The following is a 21198-nucleotide window of genomic DNA, read 5'->3' on the forward strand; positions in this document are numbered from 1 at the left end:
TGAAAGAAACGGCTTCGCTATTCTGGCCGACGGAATCGGCAAGCCAAAGGCGAATACGAAACCGCCGGGGAGGATGTCCGTGTACATCTCGAGAGTCGCCGAGTACCCGAGACCCGATCATGTCCTGTTCCACTTCAGTGACACCCACCTGATCGCGGCCGACGCCGACCTGTACGGCGAAGTCGATGCCGAGCAGCGGTTGGCCGAACTACTCGAACAGGCCGAGGCCAGCCGTATTACGCCGAGCGCCATAGTGTTCACAGGCGACCTCGCCGATCACGGCGAGGCGCGCGCGTACGTCAAGCTGCGCAAACTGGTGGAGCCGTTCGCCGAGCGCATCGGCGCGCCGCTGGTGTGGGTGGCGGGCAATCACGACAGCCGGGCCGCGCTGCGCGAAAACCTGCTCGATGAGCCGGGTTCCGACACGCCGTATGACCGAGTCCATATGTTCGACGGGTTGCGCATCGTCGTCCTCGACACCACGGTGCCCGGCCACCACTACGGCGAGATCAGCGCCGCCCAGCTGCAATGGCTGCGCGATGTGCTCGCCGAACCCGCGCCGTTCGGAACCATCCTGGCCATGCACCATCCGCCGGTGCCGTGCGTACTCGATCTCGCGGTCACGGTGGAGCTACGCGATCAGCGTCGCCTCGCCGACGTGCTGGACGGCACCGATGTGCGGGCCATCCTGGCCGGACACCTGCACTTCTCCACCAATGCCACCTTCGCGGGCATTCCGGTATCGGTGGCGTCGGCGACCTGCTACAGCCAGGACCTGTCCGTGGCACAGGGCGGCCTGCGCGGGCGCGACGCCGCACAGGCCTTCAACTATGTGCACATCTATCCGGATACCGTGGTGCACTCGGTGGTGCCCATCGGAGCCGGGCCGACCGTGGGTGAACCGGCCGACCCGGAGCAGGCCGCGCAGCGATTGGCCGACGCGGGCATAGTCATCCCGCCCGCGGCCCGCATCCCGCACGTGGTCGAACGCCGCGACACCGCCGAGACCGACGGCGAAACGGTGGTCTGAGGCCCTCATCCCGGCGCCCCCGCACCCGGCACGCCCCGCACCCGTCGCCCCGGTATGCCCAGGCACGCGCCGCACCCGTCATCCCGGTACGCCGCACCCGTCATCCCGGTATGTCCCACACCCGTCATCCCGGCGTGCTTTGGCCGGGATCCACGCCGTCGCAACGGGTTCCGATGGATTCCGGCCAAAAGCACGCCGGAATGACGAGGGTTATTCCGCAGGCGGGTTCGACGAAGTTACGCCGCAGCCGGATTCGACGAGGGTTACACGGCACCGGATTCGACGAAGGTTTACGCCGCGCCGGATTCGAAGGCCGTGATCGCCCCCGCGACAATGTCGTGCCGCTCCCACGGCGCCGGATCCGGGTAGTAGGTCTCCAGGAACTGCGAGACCGCCCGCACCCGTTCCGCTTCGGGGACCTCCGGGAAACTGCCGTCATTGAGGCAGAAGAAGTCCACATTGCGGCGTCGCGCCAAACCGTCCAGGAAGGCGAGTCCGGTGTAGAGCGTGGTGTCCACGTACCGCACCTTCGCCGCCTCCTGCGGTACCGCGCGCCCGGTGAGCAGCGCGTAGTAGTGGTAGAGCGAATTGGTGACCGAGATATCGGTGGCGGCGCGGAAGCGGCTGGCGCGGGTGCGCGCGAAATCCGCCGGGAACCGCTGTTCCATCTCCCTGAGCACACTGCGGCGCAGGGGCACCGGCGTGTGCTCCAGGTGCCGGGTGATCACCTGCCCGAACCGGCGCTGCAACAGATCCCGGTTCACCCGCGCGGCATTCTCGAATCCGCTGCGGCGCTCATTGTTCGGGCCCGGACCGATGCGGGTGTCGGCCTCGATGAACCGACTGATCCCGGCGGGTGTGAAGAACATGGACGGCCGCACCGGGCGGGCGAAGAACATGTCATCGTTCGAGTACAGGAAGTGCTCGCTCAGACCCTCGATATGCTGCAATTGGCATTCCACCGCATGGGAATTGAAGACCGGCAGCCCGCTGCTATCGGGGAAATGGTCCAGCGCCCGCACGACAGTCACCTGCGGATCATCGGCGAGCCACTCCGGCACCTGGGAATCGGTGGCAATGAAGATGCGGCGAATCCACGGCGCGTTCTTGCGTACCGATCGCAGCGCGTACCGCAGCTCATCGATCTGCCGGATGCGCGCGTCGGCGTCATCGCCCTCGCCGACCACCACCTGCGCCAGCATTCCCGCACGGCGCGCCCGGAATTCGGGATCGGAGCCGTCCACCCAGGAGAACACGATATCGATATCGAAACCGACATCGGTGTGGTTCGGCTCGAACATTCCGGCCAGGGTCGGCCAGCTCATCTCGTACAGCAGCACCGTGGTCTGCTCCACATCGGCCAAATCGAAAACATTGCGGGTCAACGCGTTCGGACGCGGGCACTCCACGGTGTCACCGTGGTACTCCCACAGCTCGATCTCCACATGGTGCGCCGGATCGAGATCGCGACCGAGCCGAAATACATTGTGCTTCTTCTCATTGCACACGAACCCCGCCACCAGCGCCGCACCCAGCACCCGACGCAGCGCCGAACGATGCTTGGCATCCACCGCCAGTACCATTCGATGCGCCGAATCCCGCACCAGCAGGAACGGCAGATCCGCCGCCATCAGCTCGGCCCGCAGATATCGCAGGTCGTCCATCACCGCCGTCGACACCGCCAGATTCGCGGCGACCGACCGCGGCACCATTCCCACAATCTCCGGCTGCCCGGCACCCATGTCCACCATCACCGTTCTCCGCTCTGTCGCGCCTATCACCTCACGTTTGGTTGGGCCGACGGTCCCGCCGCCGGACCCGAGCTCCCCTTACCGGAGCGGGTCGCGAAATCCCCTGGGAGCGTGCCGCACCTAGCACGCGTCGTTCTGGACTGTTGCTGCGTTCGTCTACGCCGGCTGGGATTCCCAACTGATCTGGCGGACGATCTTCACCGGGCGGTCATCGGCCGGTTACTCGCGCGACCTCGTCTGGACGAGGAACTGTAACGAATGATGCAACCTGAGGTCATGGTTAGTCAATCGGATAGGCCCCAGGTGCGACGCTGTTTTCACATCCGTTACCGGACGCCCGGGCGGGAGGGCGCGAATCGCCGACGCCAGCCGAGCACCGCCGCAACGGCTTACACTGCAAGCACGCAGTCCAGCCCGCTGTGTGAATCGATCGTGAGGTGACGAAGATGGCAACGCGTGCCCAGCACCGTCAGGAGCCCTCGACAGACCATCCCGAGCTGCAAGCCCTCCCGGAGTGGCCGCTCGACACCATCGCGGTCCTCGTGACCGCCGACCCCGCACCGCACGCCATCCCGGTCTCCTGGCCGGTGCGTGCCGGTGACAGACGTATCCTGCTGAGCCTGAAATCCGATAGGGGATCCCTGGCCAGACTACGCGAGCGACCCGATGTGGCGTTGCTCATTCTCGGCGGTGGAAATGTGGCGCTCTGCGCCCGCGGCACGGCGAGTGTGATCGCCGATCCGCTGCCCGGTGCGCCCGACTACGTGGCGGTGGCCATCGACGTCGAGGCCATCGATGATCATCGGCAGTCGGCGTTCGCGGTCACGACTGGTATCCAGCGCACCGTGCTCGACCCGTCTGAGCTGCACTACCTGCAGGAGCGGGTGGCGACACTGCGCAACCTGGCGGGCGGCCGCAACTGATCACAAGAAATGAACTCGCACAACGGGTCCCCATTTCGACCATAATCATCAGGGGATGCGGTTCGAAGGGACCGCGGGGAAGGAGATCATGAGCGTCAGCCTGGCCAAGGGCGGAAATGTTTCGCTGTCCAAGCAGGCCCCCAATCTGACCAAGGTGCAGGTGGGCCTCGGATGGGACGTACGTACCACTACCGGGGCGGACTACGACCTGGATGCGAGCGCACTGGCCTGTGGATCGAATATGCGAGTGCTGTCGGACGCGCATTTCGTCTTCTACAACAACCTGCGCTCACCGGAGGGCACCATCGAGCACACCGGTGACAACCTCACCGGTGAGGGCGAGGGCGACGACGAGGTGATCAATGTCGACCTGGCGGCCATGCCGCCGACGATCACCAACATCTTCTTCCCGGTGTCGATTCACGATGCCGAAATGCGCCACCAGTCGTTCGGGCAGATCCGCAATGCCTATATCCGCGTCGTGGAGGCGCTGACCGGCGCCGAGCTGGCTCGCTTCGACCTCACCGAGGATGCCTCCACGGAGACCGCCATGGTGTTCGGGGAGCTGTACCGGCACGGACCAGAGTGGAAGTTCCGGGCCATCGGCCAGGGCTACGCCTCCGGCCTCGCGGGTATTGCCCGCGATTACGGCGTCCACATCTGAACGCCACTCTCTCGGCGCCACCCCTCGGCGCCGGTGCGGACGTGAGCCGCGCTGCCGCCGAGGGGGTGCTTGCCGCGTTCAGGAAGCGGTACGGGCGGTGAGTCCGGTCAGGGCGACCGAGTATTCCTGCCGCTCGTCGTCGAAGCGGACGGCATAGCCCGACGCGTAGTACCCCGACTTCTGCACCGCCTCCGCCTGTTTCAGCTCGCCCGCGAACCGCGGTTCGGTGAGCAGCCAATCGCGGGTGAGCATGGGCTCGACGAACAGGTACCGCCCATCCCACGTGCCATTGATCAGGACCTGGGTGAACTGGAAGGTCTGCGGATTGAACGGCAGGGTCGAATCCAGCCAGCGCAGGCCCGTATAGGGCACCGTTTCGGTGGCCGGATCACCGGCCGGAACATAGTCGGGCGGAAGGTATTTCGCCTCGGGCAGCGTGGCCGCACTGGCGACGTAGTCGGCGGCCGTGGGATCGATGGCGGCAACCGCCTCCGGATCCTGAAGGTAGAAGCGCAGATCGAAATGCGGTTTGTCGAAGGTCCCCGTCGGTGCGTGTCCCTGCGGAGCCCAGTCGACAACGACGTGGTCATAGGCGGTCGACTTCGCCTGTGCAGGCAGCTCGTACCTCTCGGATTTCGGGAATACACCCGTACCCACCGACACATCGGCATGACTATCCCGGTCGGACAGTCCCTCGAGCGCGTCCCGGCTGAAGCGCAACCCGATCTCGCTGGGATTGCCGTCCGCCGCCAGCACGACATACGTTCGCGCCGTACCGCTTCCGAGCGCACGCTCGGGTCCGTAGAAGGTTCCCGCTCGACTATCGGAAGAGCCGGAGCACCCCGCGAGCCCCAGCGTCCCGGCCACTACGATCGCCATTCCGATTCGTCGCCATGACATGGCGCTCACAGTACGACGAGCGATCCATCCACACACCGGGTCCGAGCCCCCAAAAACCCCCGTTATTTCCCCCTATTTCGACCTTTCGGACATACAACCGAGGCCCGTACTCATCAGGGCAGATCCGCAATGCCTATATCCGCGTCGTGGAGGCGCTGACCGGCGCCGAGCTGGCTCGCTTCGACCTCACCGAGGATGCCTCCACGGAGACCGCCATGGTGTTCGGGGAGCTGTACCGGCACGGACCAGAGTGGAAGTTCCGGGCCATCGGCCAGGGCTACGCCTCCGGCCTCGCGGGCATTGCCCGCGACTACGGCGTCCACATCCGAACGCCACCCAAATGTCCAATTGTCTCTAAATTGAAGACACAATCACGAATTGTGTCCTAAAATTAGAGACAACGGGACATTGGAGGTTGGCCGTGCTGTATGCGACGCCCACACTGGATGACGCCGATTCGGCAGTGCTGGCCGGAATATACCGTCGTCGCGACGCGATGGCATCCGCCATGCGTGTACCGAAGCGTTGGCCGGGATTGCTGCGCCGCAACCTCATGGCGCGTGCGATCCGCGGTTCGAACAGCATCGAGGGTTACGTCGTCGAGACCGACGATGCCGCCGCCGCCGTCGATTACGAAGAGGCGCTCACTGCTGACGAACGCACCTTTGCCGAGATTCGTGGGTACCGACAGGCGCTCGGCTATGTACTGACGATGGCCCAGGGCACGGGGCCGATCGACGAATCCACCCTCAAGGCACTGCATTTCATGATGTTGGGCCACGAACTGACGAAGAGCCCGGGACAGTATCGGACCGGGCCAATCTACGTACGTGAGGATGCGAGCGGCGAAACCGTTTACGAGGGACCGGGTTCGACAACGGTGCCGCCACTTATGCGGGAACTCGTCGATACCCTGGCCGCAGAGTCGGATCCGATCATCGCCGGAGCTATGGCCCACCTGAACTTGATGATGGTGCATCCCTTCAGGGACGGCAATGGGCGCATGGCGCGCGCACTCCAGACACTGGTGGCCTCACGTGGCGGCCTCGCCGAGCCCACGTTTTGCAGCATCGAGGAGTGGCTCGGTGTGAACACCGAAGACTACTACCGCGTACTCGCCGTGACGGGGGGCGGTGCCTGGTCACCCAACCGAGACGCCCGCCTGTGGATGAAGTTCAATCTCCGCGCGCACGATATCCAAGCCCAGACGGTCGAAGGCCGTATGCACCGCACTGAACACGCGTGGTTGATGCTCGACGAGTTGGTTCACGACCGGAAATTCCCAGAGCGAGTCACCGATATTCTCTACGATGCGCTGATCGGCTTCCGCATCCGCCGCCACGGCTATCTGATCCGCGCCGATATCGATGAGCGCACAGCCTCGCGCGATCTCAAGGCCTTGACCGACGCCGGACTACTCACTGCTCGCGGTGAGACCCGGGCCCGTCATTATGTCGCAGGCGAGGTACTCCTCGAGGTCAAATACCGCCTGCGCGAGGATGTCCCCCGACGCATCGTGGATCCTTACCCGGGGCTGCGGGCCGAACTCTTCGCGCCATAATGGGTCAGGTGCGGGGCCAGAATTGGGTCCAGTCCTCGGCGGTGAGGGGGAGGCGGGTACTGCGGGCGGTTTCGGCGGCGTCCTCGGCGGTGCGAATGTCGGTGGCGAAGGTGAGGGTGGCTTTGCGGAGACGTTCCTCAGCGCTGTCGCCCTGTTCGAGGTGGACCACCCGGAGGGATTCGGGGACGAGGTAGTCGGGGAGCCCGGCCTTGCGACTGCGGGAGAGGACTTTCTCCGCGAGGGCGAGGGCTGGTTGGGCCATGGCGATGCCGTCCAGGCACGACCGGCGGGACTTTTCGGTGTTCTTGCGTTCTTCCCAGGCTTGTTCCTGGGCGGCGACCTTTTCCTCGGGGGTGGCGTCCGCGCCGAAGGTGTTGTCCAGGAGGTGGGGGCTGCGGTGGGTCAGCTTCTCCACCAGGGTGGCGGCCACATCGGCGAGGGTGAACTCGCCCGCGGCTTCGGCTATTCGGGAGTGGAAGAGGACCTGGAGCAGCAGGTCGCCGAGCTCCTCCCGGATGGTTTCCGCATCGTTGCACCCGATGGCGTCGAGGAGTTCATATGTCTCCTCCAGCAGGTAGGGGCGCAGGGTGTCGTGGGATTGGGTTACTTCCCAGCCGCCGAAATTCCAGAGGCGGTCCATGACGTCCACGGCTTCGGCCAGGGCCTCGGTCATGCGGTCGGTGGGGGTGCTCATCGGGCCGCGGTCACCTCGGTTTCGACCGTGAGATCTACCGCGCCCTGGGCTTTGCCGTCCAGGGCCAGCAGCAGATCGGCCACGAACTGGAGCAAGCGCACATCGCGCAGGCGGTCCGCGCCGACACTGTCTTCCACGCGGGGCAGCGGCAGCTGCACCACGCCGGTGACGGCGCGGTAGCTGGCATTGGGGTAGATGCGCTTGAGCCGCAACTGTTTCGAGTCGGGCAGCTGCATGGGTGCGATCTTGAGGGTGGTACCGGTGACGCCGATTTCGGCGAGTCCGTACTCGCGGGCCAGCAGCTTCAGCTTCGCCACCGAGATCAGGCGGCCGACCTCGACAGGGAGCGGACCGTAGCGGTCGAGAAGTTCTTCGACCACCGCGGCAATGGCCGAATCGTCCTGGGCGGTGGCAAGTTTGCGGTATGCCTCCAGGCGCAGGCGATCGGAGCCGATGTAGTCGGGCGGAATGTGCGCGTCGACAGGAAGGTCGATGCGGACCTCCTTGACCTCCTCATCGACGGAGATCGGCCGACCATCAGCGGCGGCGCGATAGGCCTCCACCGCTTCGCCGACCAGACGCACATAGAGATCGAAGCCGACACCGGCGACATGGCCGGACTGCTCGGCACCGAGAACATTGCCCGCACCACGGATTTCGAGGTCCTTCATGGCCACGGCCATACCCGCACCCAGATCCGAGTTCTGCGAAATGGTGGCGAGACGGTCGTAGGCGGTTTCGGTGAGCGGCTTCTCCGGCGGGTACAGGAAGTACGCGTAGCCGCGCTCACGGCTGCGGCCCACACGGCCACGCAGCTGGTGCAGCTGCGAAAGACCCAGGGCATCAGCGCGTTCCACGATCAAGGTATTGGCATTGGAGATATCCAAACCGGTTTCGATAATGGTGGTACACACCAGCACGTCGTATTCGCGCTCCCAGAAGCCCTGTACGGTCTTCTCGAGGGTGTCCTCATTCATCTGACCGTGCGCGATCGCCACCCGCGCCTCCGGCACCAGATCGCGAATCCGCTTGGCCGCCTTCTCGATCGACGACACCCGATTGTGCACGTAGAAAACCTGGCCGTCGCGCAGCAGTTCACGGCGGATGGCGGCCCCCACCTGCTTATCGTTGTACGCGCCGACATAGGTGAGGATCGGATGCCGCTCCTCGGGCGGGGTGAGAATGGTCGACATCTCGCGGATACCGGCGAGGGACATCTCCAGGGTGCGCGGGATCGGCGTGGCGGACATGGTCAGGACGTCCACGTGGGTGCGCAGCGCCTTGATGTGTTCCTTGTGCTCGACGCCGAAGCGCTGCTCCTCGTCGACGACGACCAGTCCGAGATCCTTCCACCGCACCCCGGTCTGCAGCAGCCGGTGCGTGCCGACCACGACATCGACCTCACCGGCGGCCATACCCTCGAGGATTTCCCGCGAGTCGGCGGCGTCGGTGAAGCGCGACAGCCCCCGGACGGTCACCGGGAATCCGGCCATGCGCTCGGCGAAGGTCTGCAAATGCTGCTGTGCCAGTAGCGTTGTCGGCACCAGTACGGCGACCTGCTTACCGTCCTGCACCGCCTTGAACGCCGCGCGCACCGCGATCTCGGTCTTGCCGTAACCCACATCGCCGCACACCACGCGGTCCATCGGTACGGACTTCTCCATATCCGACTTCACCTCGGCGATGGCGCTGAGCTGATCGACGGTCTCGGTGAACGCGAACGCGTCCTCCATCTCCCGCTGCCACGGTGTATCGGGGGCGAAGGCATGGCCCGGCGCCGCCTGCCTGGCGGCGTACAGCTGCACAAGTTCGGTGGCGATCTCACGAACGGCCTTGCGCGCCTTGCGTTTCGTATTCGACCAGTCGGAGCCGCCGAGCTTGGACAGCGACGGCATTTCGCCGCCCACGTAGCGCGAGAGCTGATCGAGCGAATCCATCGGCACGAACAACCGGTCACCGGGCTGCCCGCGCTTGGACGGCGCGTATTCGATAACCAGGTATTCCCGTCGCGCCCCGCCCACGGTGCGCTCGATCATCTCCACGAACCGGCCGATGCCGTGCTGATCGTGCACCACCATGTCACCGGCGCGCAGCGCCAGCGGATCGACCTGGTTGCGCCGCTTGGCGGGAAGTTTCTTACCCTCCTGCGGCGCGGTGACCCGGTTACCGGTGAGATCGGATTCCGCGATCACCACCAGTTGCGCGGAGTCGAACACAATGCCGTCGTGCAGTGAACCGCACAGCACCCCGACCAGTCCGCCCACCGGTTCCGAACCCGGTTCCAGTGCGGCGGCGGGCACGTCGGCATCGCGCAGACGTTCCAGAATGCGTTGCGCCGTACCGTGTCCCGCGACCACGATGACCGCGCGGCCACCGGTGGTCACATGGGCGCGCAGCGAGGCGAAAACGGTCGCGATCAGTTCATCGGAGCCGCGGGCGGCGGGCGCGGCCAGCACCGGCAGCGCGATCTCATCGGGATGGTCGGCGGCGAGGGGACTCAGTGTCCACCAGGGCAGCCCGCGCTGCTCGGCATCGGCGTGCACCACATTCAGGCCCCGGTAGGACGAGGCCGCCAGATCCAGTCCGTGCGCGCCGAGCGGTGCGGTCGCACCGAAGGACGCGGCCGTCCACGAGGCTTCGAGGAATTCCTCACCGGTGCGCACCAGATCCGCGGCGCGCGTGCGTACCTTCTCCGGATCACACAGCAGCACATGGGTTTCCGGTGGCAGGGCCTCGGTGAGCAGGCGCAGCTCACCGGGTTGCAGCACCGGCAGCAGCGCCTCCATGCCCTCCACAGGGATGCCCTGCGCCAGCTTCTCCAGCATTTCCACCAGGGCGGCATCGGCCGGATGCTCGGCCGCCACCTCCGCGGCGCGTTCGCGAAGTTCGGTGGTGAGCAGCAGCTCCCGGCACGGCTGGGCGATCGCCACCTCGATGTCGACATCCGACAGCGAGCGCTGATCGGCGACCGAGAACGGCCGCAGCTCGGTGATCTCATCACCCCAGAAGTCCACGCGCACCGGATGATCCGCGGTCGGCGGGAAGATATCGAGAATCCCGCCGCGCACCGCGAACTCGCCGCGCTTGCCGACCATATCAACCCGCTCGTAGGCGAATTCCACCAGGCGCGTGAGCAATTCGTCGAAGTCGTACTGCGCGCCGATGCGCAACACGATGGGCTCGATATCCTCGAGCCCACGCGCCATCGGCTGCATGAGCGACCGCACGGTGGTCACCACCACTCGCAGCGGCTCCCCGTAGACGGTGTCCTCCGGGTGCGCGAGCCGCCGCAGCACCTGCAATCGCCGCCCCACGGTATCCGCGCTCGGCGACAGCCGCTCATGCGGCAGGGTCTCCCAGGACGGGAACTGCGCCACGGCGTCGCCGAAGATTTCCGCCAGCTCGACGGTCAGGTCGTCGGCCTCGCGGCCGGTGGCCGTCACCACCACCAGCGGCCGCTCCCGAGCAATGGTCGCCGCGACGAAGGGCCGCACCGCCGAGGGTGCGACCAGCATGGCCGACTCACGCCCGATAAGTCCCTTGACCTGCTGTAATGCGGTATCGGCCGCAGCCGCTGCGGCCAATCCAGCCAGAGGTGGACGGTGGGTGGGCATGAGGCAGACTCCTGGGCGCGGGTGAGCGATGCAGACGGCCAACCGAGTCTAATGGCTGGCACCGACGCGTCTCCGCCGCCACCCACGGCGACGCGACCCGGACGTGCTACTGCGCGTAGCGGCGCAGGCGACGAGCCGCGAACTCCCGGAAGTACGCCACCTTCTCTTCCGCGACGATCGACGGAAGCAGAAAATACCAGGCGCGTTCCATCCGCGCCGCCATCTGATCGATGGAATCCGTACTCACAGCAACGATGTGGACGCCGGTCGTCATCTCCTGCAGCAGCAGGCCGATGGTCTCCGGATCCAGGTCCGACTTCAGATCCCCCCTGGGCGATAGCGCGTTCGGCGAGCAACCGATGCGTTTCGCCCCAAGTCTTGGCGATATTCTCCCCGGCGGCGCCGCGGTAGTCACCGATCTGGTGGGTCAGTTTCAGCATCGCGCCGACCATCGGATCGTTCATCGTCAGGTCCGCCACCACATAGGTGATCCCGATGCACGCCTCCAGTGCGGGCACCCGCGGATCGAAGAATCCCTGACATGCGCTGACCAGTCGCTCATTACCCTGATCGACTACGGCGCGAGCCAGTTCTTCCTTGGAGCCGAAGTGAAAGTACAAGGCGCCCTTGGTCACATTCGACTGCGCGATGATCTCCGACAGACTCGCGTTCGCGTAGCCCAGCCGCAGAAAGACATCGGCCGCGCCCGCGAGCACGGAATCGCGAGTGATCTCCGCACGCGCTTGCCTAGCCATCAGATCCGCCTGTCATCAAACCAGCCATCCTGAAGTAGACCGACATCCCGAAGTTGACCGACATCACAGTTCGAACAGCACTTGAAGGATGCGTGAACCGTACCATCCGGCTGCCGCGTGCCAGTCGATTCGAGCATTCGACCCGTCCTCCTTCGCAATTCGCTGGTTAACTGTCCAGTTCTGCCCGTACATACCCGACATTTCGCGTGACAGTGTTCATACCCCTTTGCCGCTCGGCCATTCCGACGCCAGCTTCGGGTCGGCCTCCAAGTGCGTGAGACCGTTCCAGCACAGATTCACCAGGTGCGCGGCAACCACTTCCTTGGACGGCTGCCGCTCGTCCAGCCACCACGTCGCCGCGGTCGCGACCATGCCGACAAGGGCCTGTGCGTACAGGGTCGCGAGACTCGTATCGAAGTTCCGGCGCTCGAAATCCTCGGCGAGGATGTGCGCCACCTGATTCACCGCTTCATTGAGCAGACTCGAGTAGGTGCCCTCGGCCGCCGACGCGGGCTGATCGCGCATGAGGATCCGGAATCCGTCGGTGCGCTCCTCCATATAGGTAAGGAGTGCGAGCGCCACCTGCTCCAGGCGCACCCGCGACCGGTTCTGGGTCAGCGAGGCGATGAGCATATCGAGCAGCGTGGACATCTCGCGGTCCACGACCACCGCGTACAGCCCCTCCTTACCGCCGAAGTGTTCGTACACCACTGGTTTGGAAACCTGGGCCCGCTGCGCGATCTCCTCTATCGAGGTGGCGTCGTACCCCCGCTCCGCGAACAGCGCCCGCCCGATCTCGATTAGCTGCTGTCGCCGCTGGGTACCAGTCATACGTGGGCGCGACACCCGGCTTCCTTCACCCGAAGCCATCGCTCCACCTCCCTAGTACTTCCATACGACTGTCCCACAACTGTTCCAGACTCATCGGCCCCGAAGTTCAACGACCCGCGCGGCCGATCTGTAGCATTCGCAAACGCAACAACTGATCTAGCATGATTCGGGGTAACTCGTCGGGAACGCCCAGAACGTGGCCACGTCGTCAACCGCAGGTCCGCGACGGCAGTCTCCACGCTCCCAACGACCGGCAAAAGTCGCGGAGAGGCGGGGGAGTTCGACGTGAGGGCGTCTTCATGCGAGGATCAGTGCCGCATGCCGTGACGCAGCGGCGTACCGTACGGTTCGCCGGTGTGTTGATCCGCCGTAGTGTAATGGCAGCACCACTGATTTTGGTTCAGTTAGTTCAGGTTCGAGTCCTGGCGGCGGAGCAAAGCATCAACACCACGACAGCCCAGCAATGATGACAGGCAGCCGAGGGAGATCCATGCCACAGCAGACCGCCGTCGTCGTTCTCGCCGCCGGAGCCGGAACGCGAATGCGGTCCAAGACCCCCAAGGTATTGCACCCCCTCGCAGGCCGAAGCATGCTCGCGCACGCGCTGCATGCGGCGAACGAGATCGACCCGGCGTACCTCATCACAGTGGTGGGGCACGACAGGGAACAGGTGGGCGCGGCCGTCGGCCGGGTAGCCACCGAATTGGGTCGCGATATCACCCTGGCGGTACAGGAGGAGCAGCTCGGTACGGGTCATGCCGTGCAGTGCGCGCTCACCGCCGTACCGACGGATTTCACCGGCGACCTACTGGTCACCTCCGCCGATGTTCCTCTGCTGGACGGACATACGGTGTCCGCGCTGCTCGACGAGCACCGCAGCTACTCCGAGCGTTCCGCGGTGACCGTCCTTACCTTCGTGCCCGACGACGCCAACGGCTACGGCCGTATCGTCCGCGACGCCGAGGGCCACGTGCTCGAGATTGTCGAGCACGCCGACGCCACCCCGGCGCAGGCCGCCATTACCGAGGTCAACTCCGGCGTCTATGTCTTCGACGCCGCCGTACTGCGCGCCATGATCTCCCGGCTCACCACCGCCAATGCCCAGCACGAGCTGTACCTCACCGATGTGCTGAAGCTGGCGCGCGAGGCCGGGCACCCGGTGCACGGCGCGCGACTGGTGGATGCCGCCAAGGTCACCGGCGTCAATGATCGGGTGCAGCTGGCCGATGCCGGACGCACTCTCAATCGCTACATCCTGGAACGGCATATGCGCGCCGGGGTCACCATTGTCGATCCGGCCAATACCTGGATCGACGCGAATGTGACCATCGGCCGCGACGCCATCATCCGTCCGGGCGTACAACTGTTGGGCGACACCGTGATCGGCGAGGACGCCGAGATCGGACCCGACTGCACACTCACCGATGTCATGGTCGGTGACGCGGCGCGGGTGGTCCGCACCCACGGCGACGGCGCGACCATCGGCCCGGGCGCGAATATCGGTCCGTTCACCTATCTGCGGCCGGGCACGGTCGTCGGGCACTCCGGGAAGCTCGGTGCTTTCGTGGAGACCAAGAACGCCGATATCGGCGCGCACTCCAAGGTTCCGCATCTGACCTATGTCGGCGATGCCACCATCGGCGAGCACAGCAACATCGGCGCGTCGAGCGTTTTCGTCAATTACGACGGCGTCAAGAAGCACCACACCGTGGTCGGCTCACACGTGCGCACGGGCAGCGACACCATGTTCATCGCGCCGGTGACGGTGGGTGATGGCGCGTATACGGCGGCGGGTACTGTGCTGCGTAGGAGCGTTCCCCCGGGAGCGCTCGCGGTATCGGGCGGCGCACAGCGCAACCTCGAGGGCTGGGTGCAACGCAACCGGCCGGGCACCGATGCAGCCCGCGCGGCCGACGCGGCGAAAACGGCCGATGAGAAGTCCAGTCAGACCACCGAGCAAAAGGATGGCGAACGTCAGTGACCGCGTTCTCTACCGATAACCAGAAGAACCTGATGCTGTTCTCGGGGCGCGGACATCCTGAGCTGGCGGAGGAGGTGGCCAAGGAACTCAATGTTCATGTCACTCCGCAGACCGCCCGGGACTTCGCCAATGGCGAAACCTTCGTTCGCTTCGAGGAATCGGTACGCGGCTCCGACGCCTTCGTGCTGCAGAGCTTCCCGGCCCCGCTGAACCAGTGGGTCATGGAGCACCTCATCATGATCGACGCGCTCAAGCGCGGCTCGGCCAAGCGCATTACCTCGGTGCTGCCGTTCTACCCCTACGCCCGCCAGGACAAGAAGCACCGCGGTCGCGAGCCCATTTCGGCTCGTCTGATCGCGGATCTGCTCAAGACCGCGGGCGCGGACCGCATCATCACGGTCGACCTGCACACCGATCAGATCCAGGGCTTCTTCGACGGCCCGGTCGATCACATGCACGCGCAGGTGCAGCTGGTCGAGCACATTCGCAATAACTACCCGCTGGACAACATCACCGTCGTGTCCCCGGACGCGGGCCGCGTGAAGGTCGCCGAGAAGTGGGCCAACAACCTCAGCGACGCGCCCATGGCGTTCATCCACAAGACCCGCGATCCGCTGGTGCCCAACCAGGTAGTGGCCAATCGCGTGGTCGGTGAGGTCGAGGGCCGCACCTGCATCCTGATCGACGACATGATCGATACCGGTGGCACCATCGCCGGTGCGGTGAAGGTACTCAAGGAGGCGGGCGCGCTCGACGTGGTCATCGCCGCCACCCACGGTGTGCTGTCGCACCCGGCCGCCGAGCGCCTAGCCGCCTGCGGCGCCAAAGAGGTCGTGGTCACCAATACCCTGCCGATCAGCGAGGACAAGAAGTTCGCCCAGCTGACCGTGCTGTCCATCGCGCCACTGCTGGCGCGGACCATTCGTGAGGTCTTCGAAAATGGTTCGGTGACGGGGCTTTTCAACGGCAACGCCTAGCTCCGACCGCGCAGTCCCCCGGCATTCGCTGCGAGTGCCGGGGGATTGCCGTTTTCAGGCCCCTTTTCCGGTAGCGTTGAGATCCGAGCAGGTTTCTCAACGGTTTGCTACGGGTGTGCTGTAGCGCGGGAGAGGTGGTGCCGAATGGCCGGGACCAATGATGACGACCAGCTGATGGATGAGGTCCTGGATATGGACGACCAGGAGCCCGACCTCGACTACGACCTGGGCGATGACGATCAGGCCGATGAGGTGCGCGAGTACGAGCGCTATATCGCCGACCCGCCCGACGACCTGGTCATCACCAACCGGGAGAACGACGACACCGGCCGGCTCGGCATCGAACGCGAACTCGCCCAGGAACAGACCCGCCGTCGTCAGCGCGCGGAGCACCGCTCCGACGACGATCGCCCGGCCGAGGTGGCTGCCGTGGAGATTGTGGACGACCTCCGCGACTGAGTGGTGTTTCGCGAAACCCCGGGCATTGTGATAACCAGGGAAGGCGTTCACATCACCAGTCAGGAGGGCTCACCATGAGCACCCCGCCCAACGACCCGAACGAACCGCGGTCCGGCTCCGAATCGGGGGGCATGTTCGAGAAGCGGAAGGACTCGACGCCTTCGGCCGATCAGGACGTGACACCCTCGGCGGGTCAGGACACCGCGCCGTCCGGTCAGGGCACATCCGATCCCGGCCAGGCTGTTCCGCCGCCCGGTCGGATACCCCCTCCCGGTGCGTATCCGCAACCCGGCGAGGGATTCCCGCCGCCCGGTCAGGGAGCGCCGCCGCAGTATCCCGCCGGTGGGGTCTACAACTATCCGGCGGGCGCGTCACAGCAGCAGAGCGGATTTCCGCCGTATCCGCAGCAGCCGTACGGACAGCCGCCCGCCGGACATCCGGGCTACGGTCAGCAGTACCAGCCCTACCCCTCGGGCTATGGCGCACCGCCGCAGCAGCGTGGCACCCAGGTCTTCTCCATTATCGGATTCGTCTGCGCGGCAGTAGCTTTGCTGTTCTGCCCACCCGGCTTCGGTATCGCGGGCATCGTGCTCGGCCTGATCGGCAACAGCAAGGGTGAACCGCTCGGCAAGTGGGCCGCCCTCGCCGCCGGTATCTGCATGGTCATCGGCTTGGTCATCGGTTTCCTGCTGGTCGGTGCCAACGAATTCATGACCGACTGAGATGGAGCGGTTCACCGGATTCCCCATCGCGGGGCTCGACTTCTACGAGGATCTCGAGGCCGATAACTCCAAGACCTTCTGGAACACCCACAAGCAGGTCTGGGAGGAGTCGGTGCGCGATCCGATGAAGGCGCTGGCCGCCGAACTCGAACCGGATTTCGGTACCGCCAAGATCTTTCGGCCGTACCGCGATGTGCGGTTCGCCAAGGACAAGACTCCCTACAAGAACCATCAGGGCGCGGTGGTGCACGCCGCCGAATCCTGCGGTTGGTACGTGCAGATCGGCGCCGGTGGACTGTTCGTGGCGGGTGGGCTGTACGTCGCCTCGCCCGCGCAGAAGGCCGCGCTGCGCACCGCCATCGACGATGAGGTACGCGGGCCGGAGCTGGAAGGCATTCTGGGGCGGTTGGATTCGGCCGGGTACACGATCGGCGGCGATAAGCTGAAAACGAAGCCGAAGGGCTTCTCCATCGACCATCCGCGCATCGAACTGCTGCGGCACCAATCCATTACGGCGGGACGCGATCTCGGTGCGCCGAAATGGTTGTCGAAGCCCGAGGCGGGCAAGCATGTGCGAGCGGCATGGGAGGAGATGCGGCCGCTGATCGAATGGCTCGCGGCCGTCACCGCACAGAAGTAGGCAGCACCCCGCAACCAGGCCGCTCGCATCCAGCAACCGTCATTCCGGATGACGGGGAACGGATCTACTGAGCTTGAACGCGTGCTGTCGCCCACCCTCTCGTCATTTCCGGCGGGCTTCTGGCCGGAATCCACCTGTGGTCGGTAGTGGATCCCGGCCAAAAGCATGCCGGAATGACGGGGGGCGGCAGGCGACGTCGCGTGGAGAATCTCAGTAACGCCGTTCCGCGAGGAACAGCGCGAACCGCTGATCCGGATCGGTCCATACCTGTTCGGTCGCGAATCCCGCTGTATCCAGCTCCTTTTCGAATCCGGCGCGGCGGAACTTCGCGGAGATCTCGGTACGCATCTGCTCACCGGCCGCGAATTCGACGGTCAGGTCCAGATCACGCACGGTGACCGTCATGGCCTCGGTGGCTTCCAGGCGCATCTCGATCCATTCCCGCTCGGCATCCCACAGCGCGATATGGGCGAACTTCTCGGGATCGAAATCCGCGTTCAGGCGATTGTTCAAGACCCGCAGCACATTCCGATTGAACTGCGCGGTCACCCCGGCGGCGTCGTCGTAGGCGGGGACCAGCACCGCCGGGTCGATGACCAGGCCCGCGCCGATCAGCAACTGCTCCCCCGGCTCCAATACATCGTGGATTCCGGCCAGGAACTCGGCGCGCTCGCGCGGTATCAGATTGCCGATGGTGCCGCCCAGGAAGGCGATCATGCGCCGCCCGCCGCGCGGCAGATTGTCCAGGGTATCGGTGAAATCGCTGACCACGCCGTGTACCGCGAGTCCCGGAAACTCACTTGCGACCTGATCGGCCGCTGCCCGCAGTGCCGTCGTCGACACGTCCTGTGGTACATAGGTTTTCAATGGGCCCTCGGCGTTGAGCGCGGACAGCAGCAGCCGCGTCTTGGCCGCCGACCCGGCACCCAGCTCCACCAGCACCTCGGCCTGTGCGGTGCGCGCGATCTCCCCGACCACCCGTTCCAGCAGGGCCCATTCGGTGCGCGTCGGGTAGTACTCGGGCAACTCGGTGATCTGCTCGAACAACTCGCTACCGCGCGCATCGTAGAACCATTTGGGCGGCAGCGACTTCGGTGTCGCGGTCAACCCGCGCCGGGCATCCTCGCGCAGCGCGGCGGTCAGGTCTTCGTCGGTCAGGTGGATCTCCAGCGTCGCCGAAGTCATGAAGTAGCCCTTCCCATTTCGATATCCAGAGGTTCCACGGTCAGCTGTCCCGGCCCCGCCACCACCAGCTGCCGATCCCCGATGGCTCGCCAGCGTGGATCGTCGTCATACGGTTCCGAGGACAGCACCGCGACGCTGTCGGTAACCAATACCGACAGCGAGTGGTACCGCGTGGTGGCCCACAGGGTTTCGCCATCGCTCAGCAGCAGGTTCAGCCGCGCGGTCGGCGAGTGTTCGAGTACGGCGGTGGCCACCTGCCGCAAGGCGGTCGAAGTGTCGATCGCATCCGTTTCCAGCAACCCCCACAGGATCACCCACAGCGCGGCCGAATCGGTCAGCGATTCCGCCTCCAACAGCGACGGCGAATCGAACTTCGCCGCCAGGGCGGTGAGGGTTTCACGCCAGTTCGGGATGGCACCGTTGTGGCTGAAAGCCCACCGGCCGTGGGTGAACGGCGCACAGGCCGCGCGCTCCACCGGCATGCCCACCGTCGCGGAACGCACAGCGGCCAGCACCGCCGCGGACTCCAGCTGCGGCAGCACCTCGTCGACAGCGGGGTCGGTCCAGATCGGAGCGGCATTGCGATATCGGCTGACCACCCGACCGCTGGGAGTGGCCCGGTCGACCGCCACGGCGTTCGCGCCCGCAGCCCTCGAGCGCGGCGGGGTATCGGCTCCCGCTGCTCCGGATCGCGCGACCGCGCCAGCACCTCCACGCGCGGGCTCCTCCGCCGCGGCCACCTCCACTGCGGCCACCTCCGCCGGGTCCGAGACCCGGCCACCGGATCGCACGGCCGATTCCTCGCCCCAGCGCGTGGCATCCTCCGCCGCGGCCGCATCCACCGGGTCCGACGCCCGGCCGGATCGCACGGCCGCTTTCTCGCCCCGGCGCGGGGCCGCCTCCGCCGCAGCGGCATCCACCGGGTCCGGGGCGGTGCCGCCGTGCCAGCTCACGCCCGCGCCGCGATCGGCGGGCGCGCTGGTGGGCGGAGCCCACCAGGCCACGCCGAAGCCGTCCGCATTGATGGTGCCGCCGCCACGCATGTCGCGCGGGGCCCAGGATTGGGTGCGCAGGGAATAAGGGCCCCGGGTGAGGATTTCGCCGACGGGAATCGGTGGACCGAGGTAGCCGAGATGGCGGCACATCAGCGTTCCTCCGCTCGCAGATCTCGTGCCAGGCGGAATCCGGAGAAGATTTGGCGGCGAATGGGGTGGTCCCAATTGCGGAAGGTGCCGCGCGAGGCGACCGCGTCCGCGCCGAAGGAGCCGCCGCGCAGGACCCGGTAGTCGCCGCCGAAGAAGACCTCGGAGTATTCGCGGTACGGGAAGGCACGGAAGTTCGGGTACGGGTCGAAACCCGATGCGGTCCATTCCCACACATCGCCGATGAGCTGGTGCACGCCGGTCGGGGACGCGCCCGCCGGATACGCACCGATATCGGCGGGTTCCAGGTGGCGTTGGCCGAGATTGGCGGTGAGCTCGGAGGGCTCGTCGTCCCCCCACGGGTAGCGCTGGGAGGCACCGGTTCTCGGGTCGAAGCGGGCCGCCTTCTCCCATTCCGCCTCGGTCGGTAGGCGTTTGCCCGCCCAGTTGGCGTAGGCCTCGGCCTCGAACCAGCAGACATGTACGACGGGCTGGCGGGGGCGTACCGGCGTCATGGTGCCGAAACCGCGCCGCCACCACCGGCCGCCACCATCGCGCTCCCAGAATTGCGGTGCGGTCAGATCGGCTTCGACACGGTGCGCCCAGCCCGCCCGCGACCACAGTTCGGGACGGTCGTAGCCGCCGTCGGCAATGAATTCGAGATACTGCTCATTGGTTACCGGCGCGGCGTCGATGGCGAAGCCGGGTACGTGCACGAGGTGGGCGGGGCGCTCATTGTCGAGGGCCCACAGATCGGTATCGGTGCCCATGGTGAACTCGCCCGCCGGGATCACGACCTCCCCGCGCACCCGCACCCGCGACGGGGGTGTGGGCGGGGCCGACAGCACCGCATCCCCGGTCCGCAGCTGATGGGTGGCCAGCATGGTCTCGTCGTGCTGCTGCTCGTGCTGGGCGATCATGCCGAATGCGAAACCATCGGCCTCCAGGTCGCCGCCGCGTAAGGTGCTGCGCTCGAGCACATCCCAGACCTTCTCCCGCACCGTTCCGACGTAGGAGCGGGCCTCGGTCGGCGACAGCAGCGGCAGCGACGGCCGATTCGCGCGGGCGTGTTTGAACGCGTCGTACAGTTCGTCGATATCGGCGCGCACCGGTTCGCGCCCGCCCACATCGCGCACCAGCCACAGTTCTTCCTGATTGCCGATATGCGCGAGATCCCAGACCAGCGGACTCATGATGCGCGAATGCTGGGCGACGAGCTCGGCCTCATCCAGGCAATCGGTGAGTCCGATCGTGCGCTTGCGGGCCCGCTCCAGCACCTCGGCGATATGCCCGCGCAGCCGCTCGGTCTCGGCGCGATCGGTTCCGGGTAGGTGAGTGGTCATGGGAGAACTCCGAATTCGTGACGAAC

17 protein-coding genes, 1 tRNA gene and 2 pseudogenes are annotated in these 21198 nt (G+C 65.8%); 11 read left to right on the forward strand and 9 right to left on the reverse strand.

Annotated elements, in window-relative coordinates; all coding sequences use genetic code 11:
* Positions 1–79 precede the first annotated feature (79 nt).
* Positions 80–1030 carry a phosphodiesterase gene (locus NU1_RS05775; RefSeq protein WP_084521027.1) on the forward strand — a complete coding sequence of 317 codons (951 nt, stop codon included), beginning with the start codon at positions 80–82 and terminating at the stop codon, positions 1028–1030.
* 290 nt (positions 1031–1320) lie between these two features.
* On the opposite strand, the gene NU1_RS05780 is transcribed toward NU1_RS05775, so the two are convergent.
* Complete coding sequence (locus NU1_RS05780) at positions 1321–2781, reverse strand: stealth family protein (protein ID WP_084521028.1); 1461 nt, start codon at positions 2779–2781, stop codon at positions 1321–1323.
* A 446-nt stretch (positions 2782–3227) separates the two neighbouring features.
* Here NU1_RS05780 and NU1_RS05785 point away from each other — a divergent pair, with 446 nt between their 5' ends.
* Positions 3228–3704, forward strand: coding sequence for a pyridoxamine 5'-phosphate oxidase family protein (locus tag NU1_RS05785; protein WP_067518102.1), 477 nt, complete (start codon positions 3228–3230; stop codon positions 3702–3704).
* Positions 3705–3792: 88 nt separating this feature from the next.
* Positions 3793–4368 (forward strand): TerD family protein, encoded by a 576-nt coding sequence (locus tag NU1_RS05790; RefSeq protein ID WP_067518387.1) that lies wholly within the window; start codon positions 3793–3795, stop codon positions 4366–4368.
* Between the two features lie 78 nt (positions 4369–4446).
* Here NU1_RS05790 and NU1_RS05795 read toward each other — a convergent pair whose 3' ends face one another.
* A complete protein-coding gene (locus tag NU1_RS05795; protein WP_067518104.1) occupies positions 4447–5268 on the reverse strand; it encodes a DUF5602 domain-containing protein in 822 nt (273 codons plus the stop codon).
* A 107-nt stretch (positions 5269–5375) separates the two neighbouring features.
* Between NU1_RS05795 and NU1_RS05800 the strand changes: the two are divergent.
* Positions 5376–5594, forward strand: a pseudogene (locus NU1_RS05800) (TerD family protein); the annotation flags it as partial.
* Between the two features lie 95 nt (positions 5595–5689).
* Positions 5690–6829, forward strand: coding sequence for a Fic family protein (locus NU1_RS05805; RefSeq protein ID WP_067518105.1), 1140 nt, complete (start codon positions 5690–5692; stop codon positions 6827–6829).
* A gap of 4 nt (positions 6830–6833) precedes the next feature.
* Here the strand turns inward: NU1_RS05805 and NU1_RS05810 are convergent, their stop codons facing one another.
* The 4 genes and pseudogenes from NU1_RS05810 to NU1_RS05825 all read right to left on the reverse strand — a co-directional run bounded on the left by NU1_RS05810 (position 6834) and on the right by NU1_RS05825 (position 12723).
* Positions 6834–7523, reverse strand: coding sequence for a nucleoside triphosphate pyrophosphohydrolase (locus tag NU1_RS05810; RefSeq protein WP_067518108.1), 690 nt, complete (start codon positions 7521–7523; stop codon positions 6834–6836).
* Positions 7520–11137 carry a transcription-repair coupling factor gene (gene mfd, locus NU1_RS05815; protein WP_067518110.1) on the reverse strand — a complete coding sequence of 1206 codons (3618 nt, stop codon included), beginning with the start codon at positions 11135–11137 and terminating at the stop codon, positions 7520–7522. Before mfd ends, NU1_RS05810 begins: the two co-directional genes overlap by 4 nt.
* A 106-nt stretch (positions 11138–11243) precedes the next feature.
* Positions 11244–11892 (reverse strand): annotated as a pseudogene (locus NU1_RS05820) (TetR family transcriptional regulator).
* A 216-nt stretch (positions 11893–12108) separates the two neighbouring features.
* Positions 12109–12723 (reverse strand): TetR/AcrR family transcriptional regulator, encoded by a 615-nt coding sequence (locus tag NU1_RS05825; protein WP_067518112.1) that lies wholly within the window; start codon positions 12721–12723, stop codon positions 12109–12111.
* A 363-nt stretch (positions 12724–13086) separates the two neighbouring features.
* On the opposite strand from NU1_RS05825, the gene NU1_RS05830 reads away from it, so the two are divergent.
* From NU1_RS05830 to NU1_RS05855, 6 genes are all read left to right on the forward strand, one after another.
* Positions 13087–13157: transfer RNA gene (locus NU1_RS05830), tRNA-Gln, on the forward strand.
* 56 nt (positions 13158–13213) lie between these two features.
* Complete coding sequence (gene glmU, locus NU1_RS05835; RefSeq protein WP_067518114.1) at positions 13214–14704, forward strand: bifunctional UDP-N-acetylglucosamine diphosphorylase/glucosamine-1-phosphate N-acetyltransferase GlmU; 1491 nt, start codon at positions 13214–13216, stop codon at positions 14702–14704.
* Positions 14701–15681: a ribose-phosphate diphosphokinase gene (locus NU1_RS05840; RefSeq protein ID WP_067518115.1), complete on the forward strand. Its 981-nt coding sequence runs from the start codon at positions 14701–14703 to the stop codon at positions 15679–15681. Before glmU ends, NU1_RS05840 begins: the two co-directional genes overlap by 4 nt.
* Positions 15682–15825: 144 nt before the next feature.
* Positions 15826–16140 (forward strand): hypothetical protein, encoded by a 315-nt coding sequence (locus NU1_RS05845; protein ID WP_067518117.1) that lies wholly within the window; start codon positions 15826–15828, stop codon positions 16138–16140.
* Positions 16141–16214: 74 nt separating this feature from the next.
* On the forward strand, positions 16215–16862 hold the full coding sequence (locus NU1_RS05850; RefSeq protein WP_067518119.1) for a hypothetical protein: 648 nt from the start codon (positions 16215–16217) through the stop codon (positions 16860–16862).
* 1 nt (position 16863) lies between these two features.
* The gene (locus tag NU1_RS05855) at positions 16864–17502 is read left to right on the forward strand and encodes a DUF2461 domain-containing protein (protein WP_067518120.1); all 639 of its coding nucleotides are present in this window, start codon (positions 16864–16866) and stop codon (positions 17500–17502) included.
* Between the two features lie 210 nt (positions 17503–17712).
* On the opposite strand, the gene egtD is transcribed toward NU1_RS05855, so the two are convergent.
* The 3 genes from egtD to egtB are packed head-to-tail and all read right to left on the reverse strand — an operon-like array spanning position 17713 to position 21172.
* Positions 17713–18687 (reverse strand): L-histidine N(alpha)-methyltransferase, encoded by a 975-nt coding sequence (egtD, locus tag NU1_RS05860; RefSeq protein ID WP_067518122.1) that lies wholly within the window; start codon positions 18685–18687, stop codon positions 17713–17715.
* Positions 18684–19832, reverse strand: a complete 1149-nt coding sequence (locus NU1_RS43735) for a class II glutamine amidotransferase (RefSeq protein WP_067518124.1) — start codon at positions 19830–19832, stop codon at positions 18684–18686. The genes egtD and NU1_RS43735 overlap by 4 nt, the downstream gene beginning before the upstream one ends.
* On the reverse strand, positions 19832–21172 hold the full coding sequence (gene egtB, locus NU1_RS05870; protein ID WP_067518126.1) for an ergothioneine biosynthesis protein EgtB: 1341 nt from the start codon (positions 21170–21172) through the stop codon (positions 19832–19834). The genes NU1_RS43735 and egtB overlap by 1 nt, the downstream gene beginning before the upstream one ends.
* Between the last annotated feature and the right edge of the window lie 26 nt (positions 21173–21198).

It is taken from the genome of Nocardia uniformis NBRC 13702 (genome assembly GCF_001613345.1).
GTDB classification, from domain to species: Bacteria; Actinomycetota; Actinomycetes; order Mycobacteriales; family Mycobacteriaceae; genus Nocardia; species Nocardia uniformis.

Coding starts and splice junctions, on each gene's coding strand:
- NU1_RS05780 (WP_084521028.1), bottom strand. CDS start 2,781: ATGGTGGACATGGGTGCCGGGCAGCCGGAGATTGTGGGAATGGTGCCG.
- NU1_RS05785 (WP_067518102.1), top strand. CDS start 3,228: ATGGCAACGCGTGCCCAGCACCGTCAGGAGCCCTCGACAGACCATCCC.
- NU1_RS05790 (WP_067518387.1), top strand. CDS start 3,793: ATGAGCGTCAGCCTGGCCAAGGGCGGAAATGTTTCGCTGTCCAAGCAG.
- NU1_RS05795 (WP_067518104.1), bottom strand. CDS start 5,268: ATGTCATGGCGACGAATCGGAATGGCGATCGTAGTGGCCGGGACGCTG.
- NU1_RS05810 (WP_067518108.1), bottom strand. CDS start 7,523: ATGAGCACCCCCACCGACCGCATGACCGAGGCCCTGGCCGAAGCCGTG.
- mfd (WP_067518110.1), bottom strand. CDS start 11,137: ATGCCCACCCACCGTCCACCTCTGGCTGGATTGGCCGCAGCGGCTGCG.
- NU1_RS05825 (WP_067518112.1), bottom strand. CDS start 12,723: ATGACTGGTACCCAGCGGCGACAGCAGCTAATCGAGATCGGGCGGGCG.
- glmU (WP_067518114.1), top strand. CDS start 13,214: ATGCCACAGCAGACCGCCGTCGTCGTTCTCGCCGCCGGAGCCGGAACG.
- NU1_RS05845 (WP_067518117.1), top strand. CDS start 15,826: ATGGCCGGGACCAATGATGACGACCAGCTGATGGATGAGGTCCTGGAT.
- NU1_RS05850 (WP_067518119.1), top strand. CDS start 16,215: ATGAGCACCCCGCCCAACGACCCGAACGAACCGCGGTCCGGCTCCGAA.
- NU1_RS05855 (WP_067518120.1), top strand. CDS start 16,864: ATGGAGCGGTTCACCGGATTCCCCATCGCGGGGCTCGACTTCTACGAG.
- egtD (WP_067518122.1), bottom strand. CDS start 18,687: ATGACTTCGGCGACGCTGGAGATCCACCTGACCGACGAAGACCTGACC.
- NU1_RS43735 (WP_067518124.1), bottom strand. CDS start 19,832: ATGTGCCGCCATCTCGGCTACCTCGGTCCACCGATTCCCGTCGGCGAA.
- egtB (WP_067518126.1), bottom strand. CDS start 21,172: ATGACCACTCACCTACCCGGAACCGATCGCGCCGAGACCGAGCGGCTG.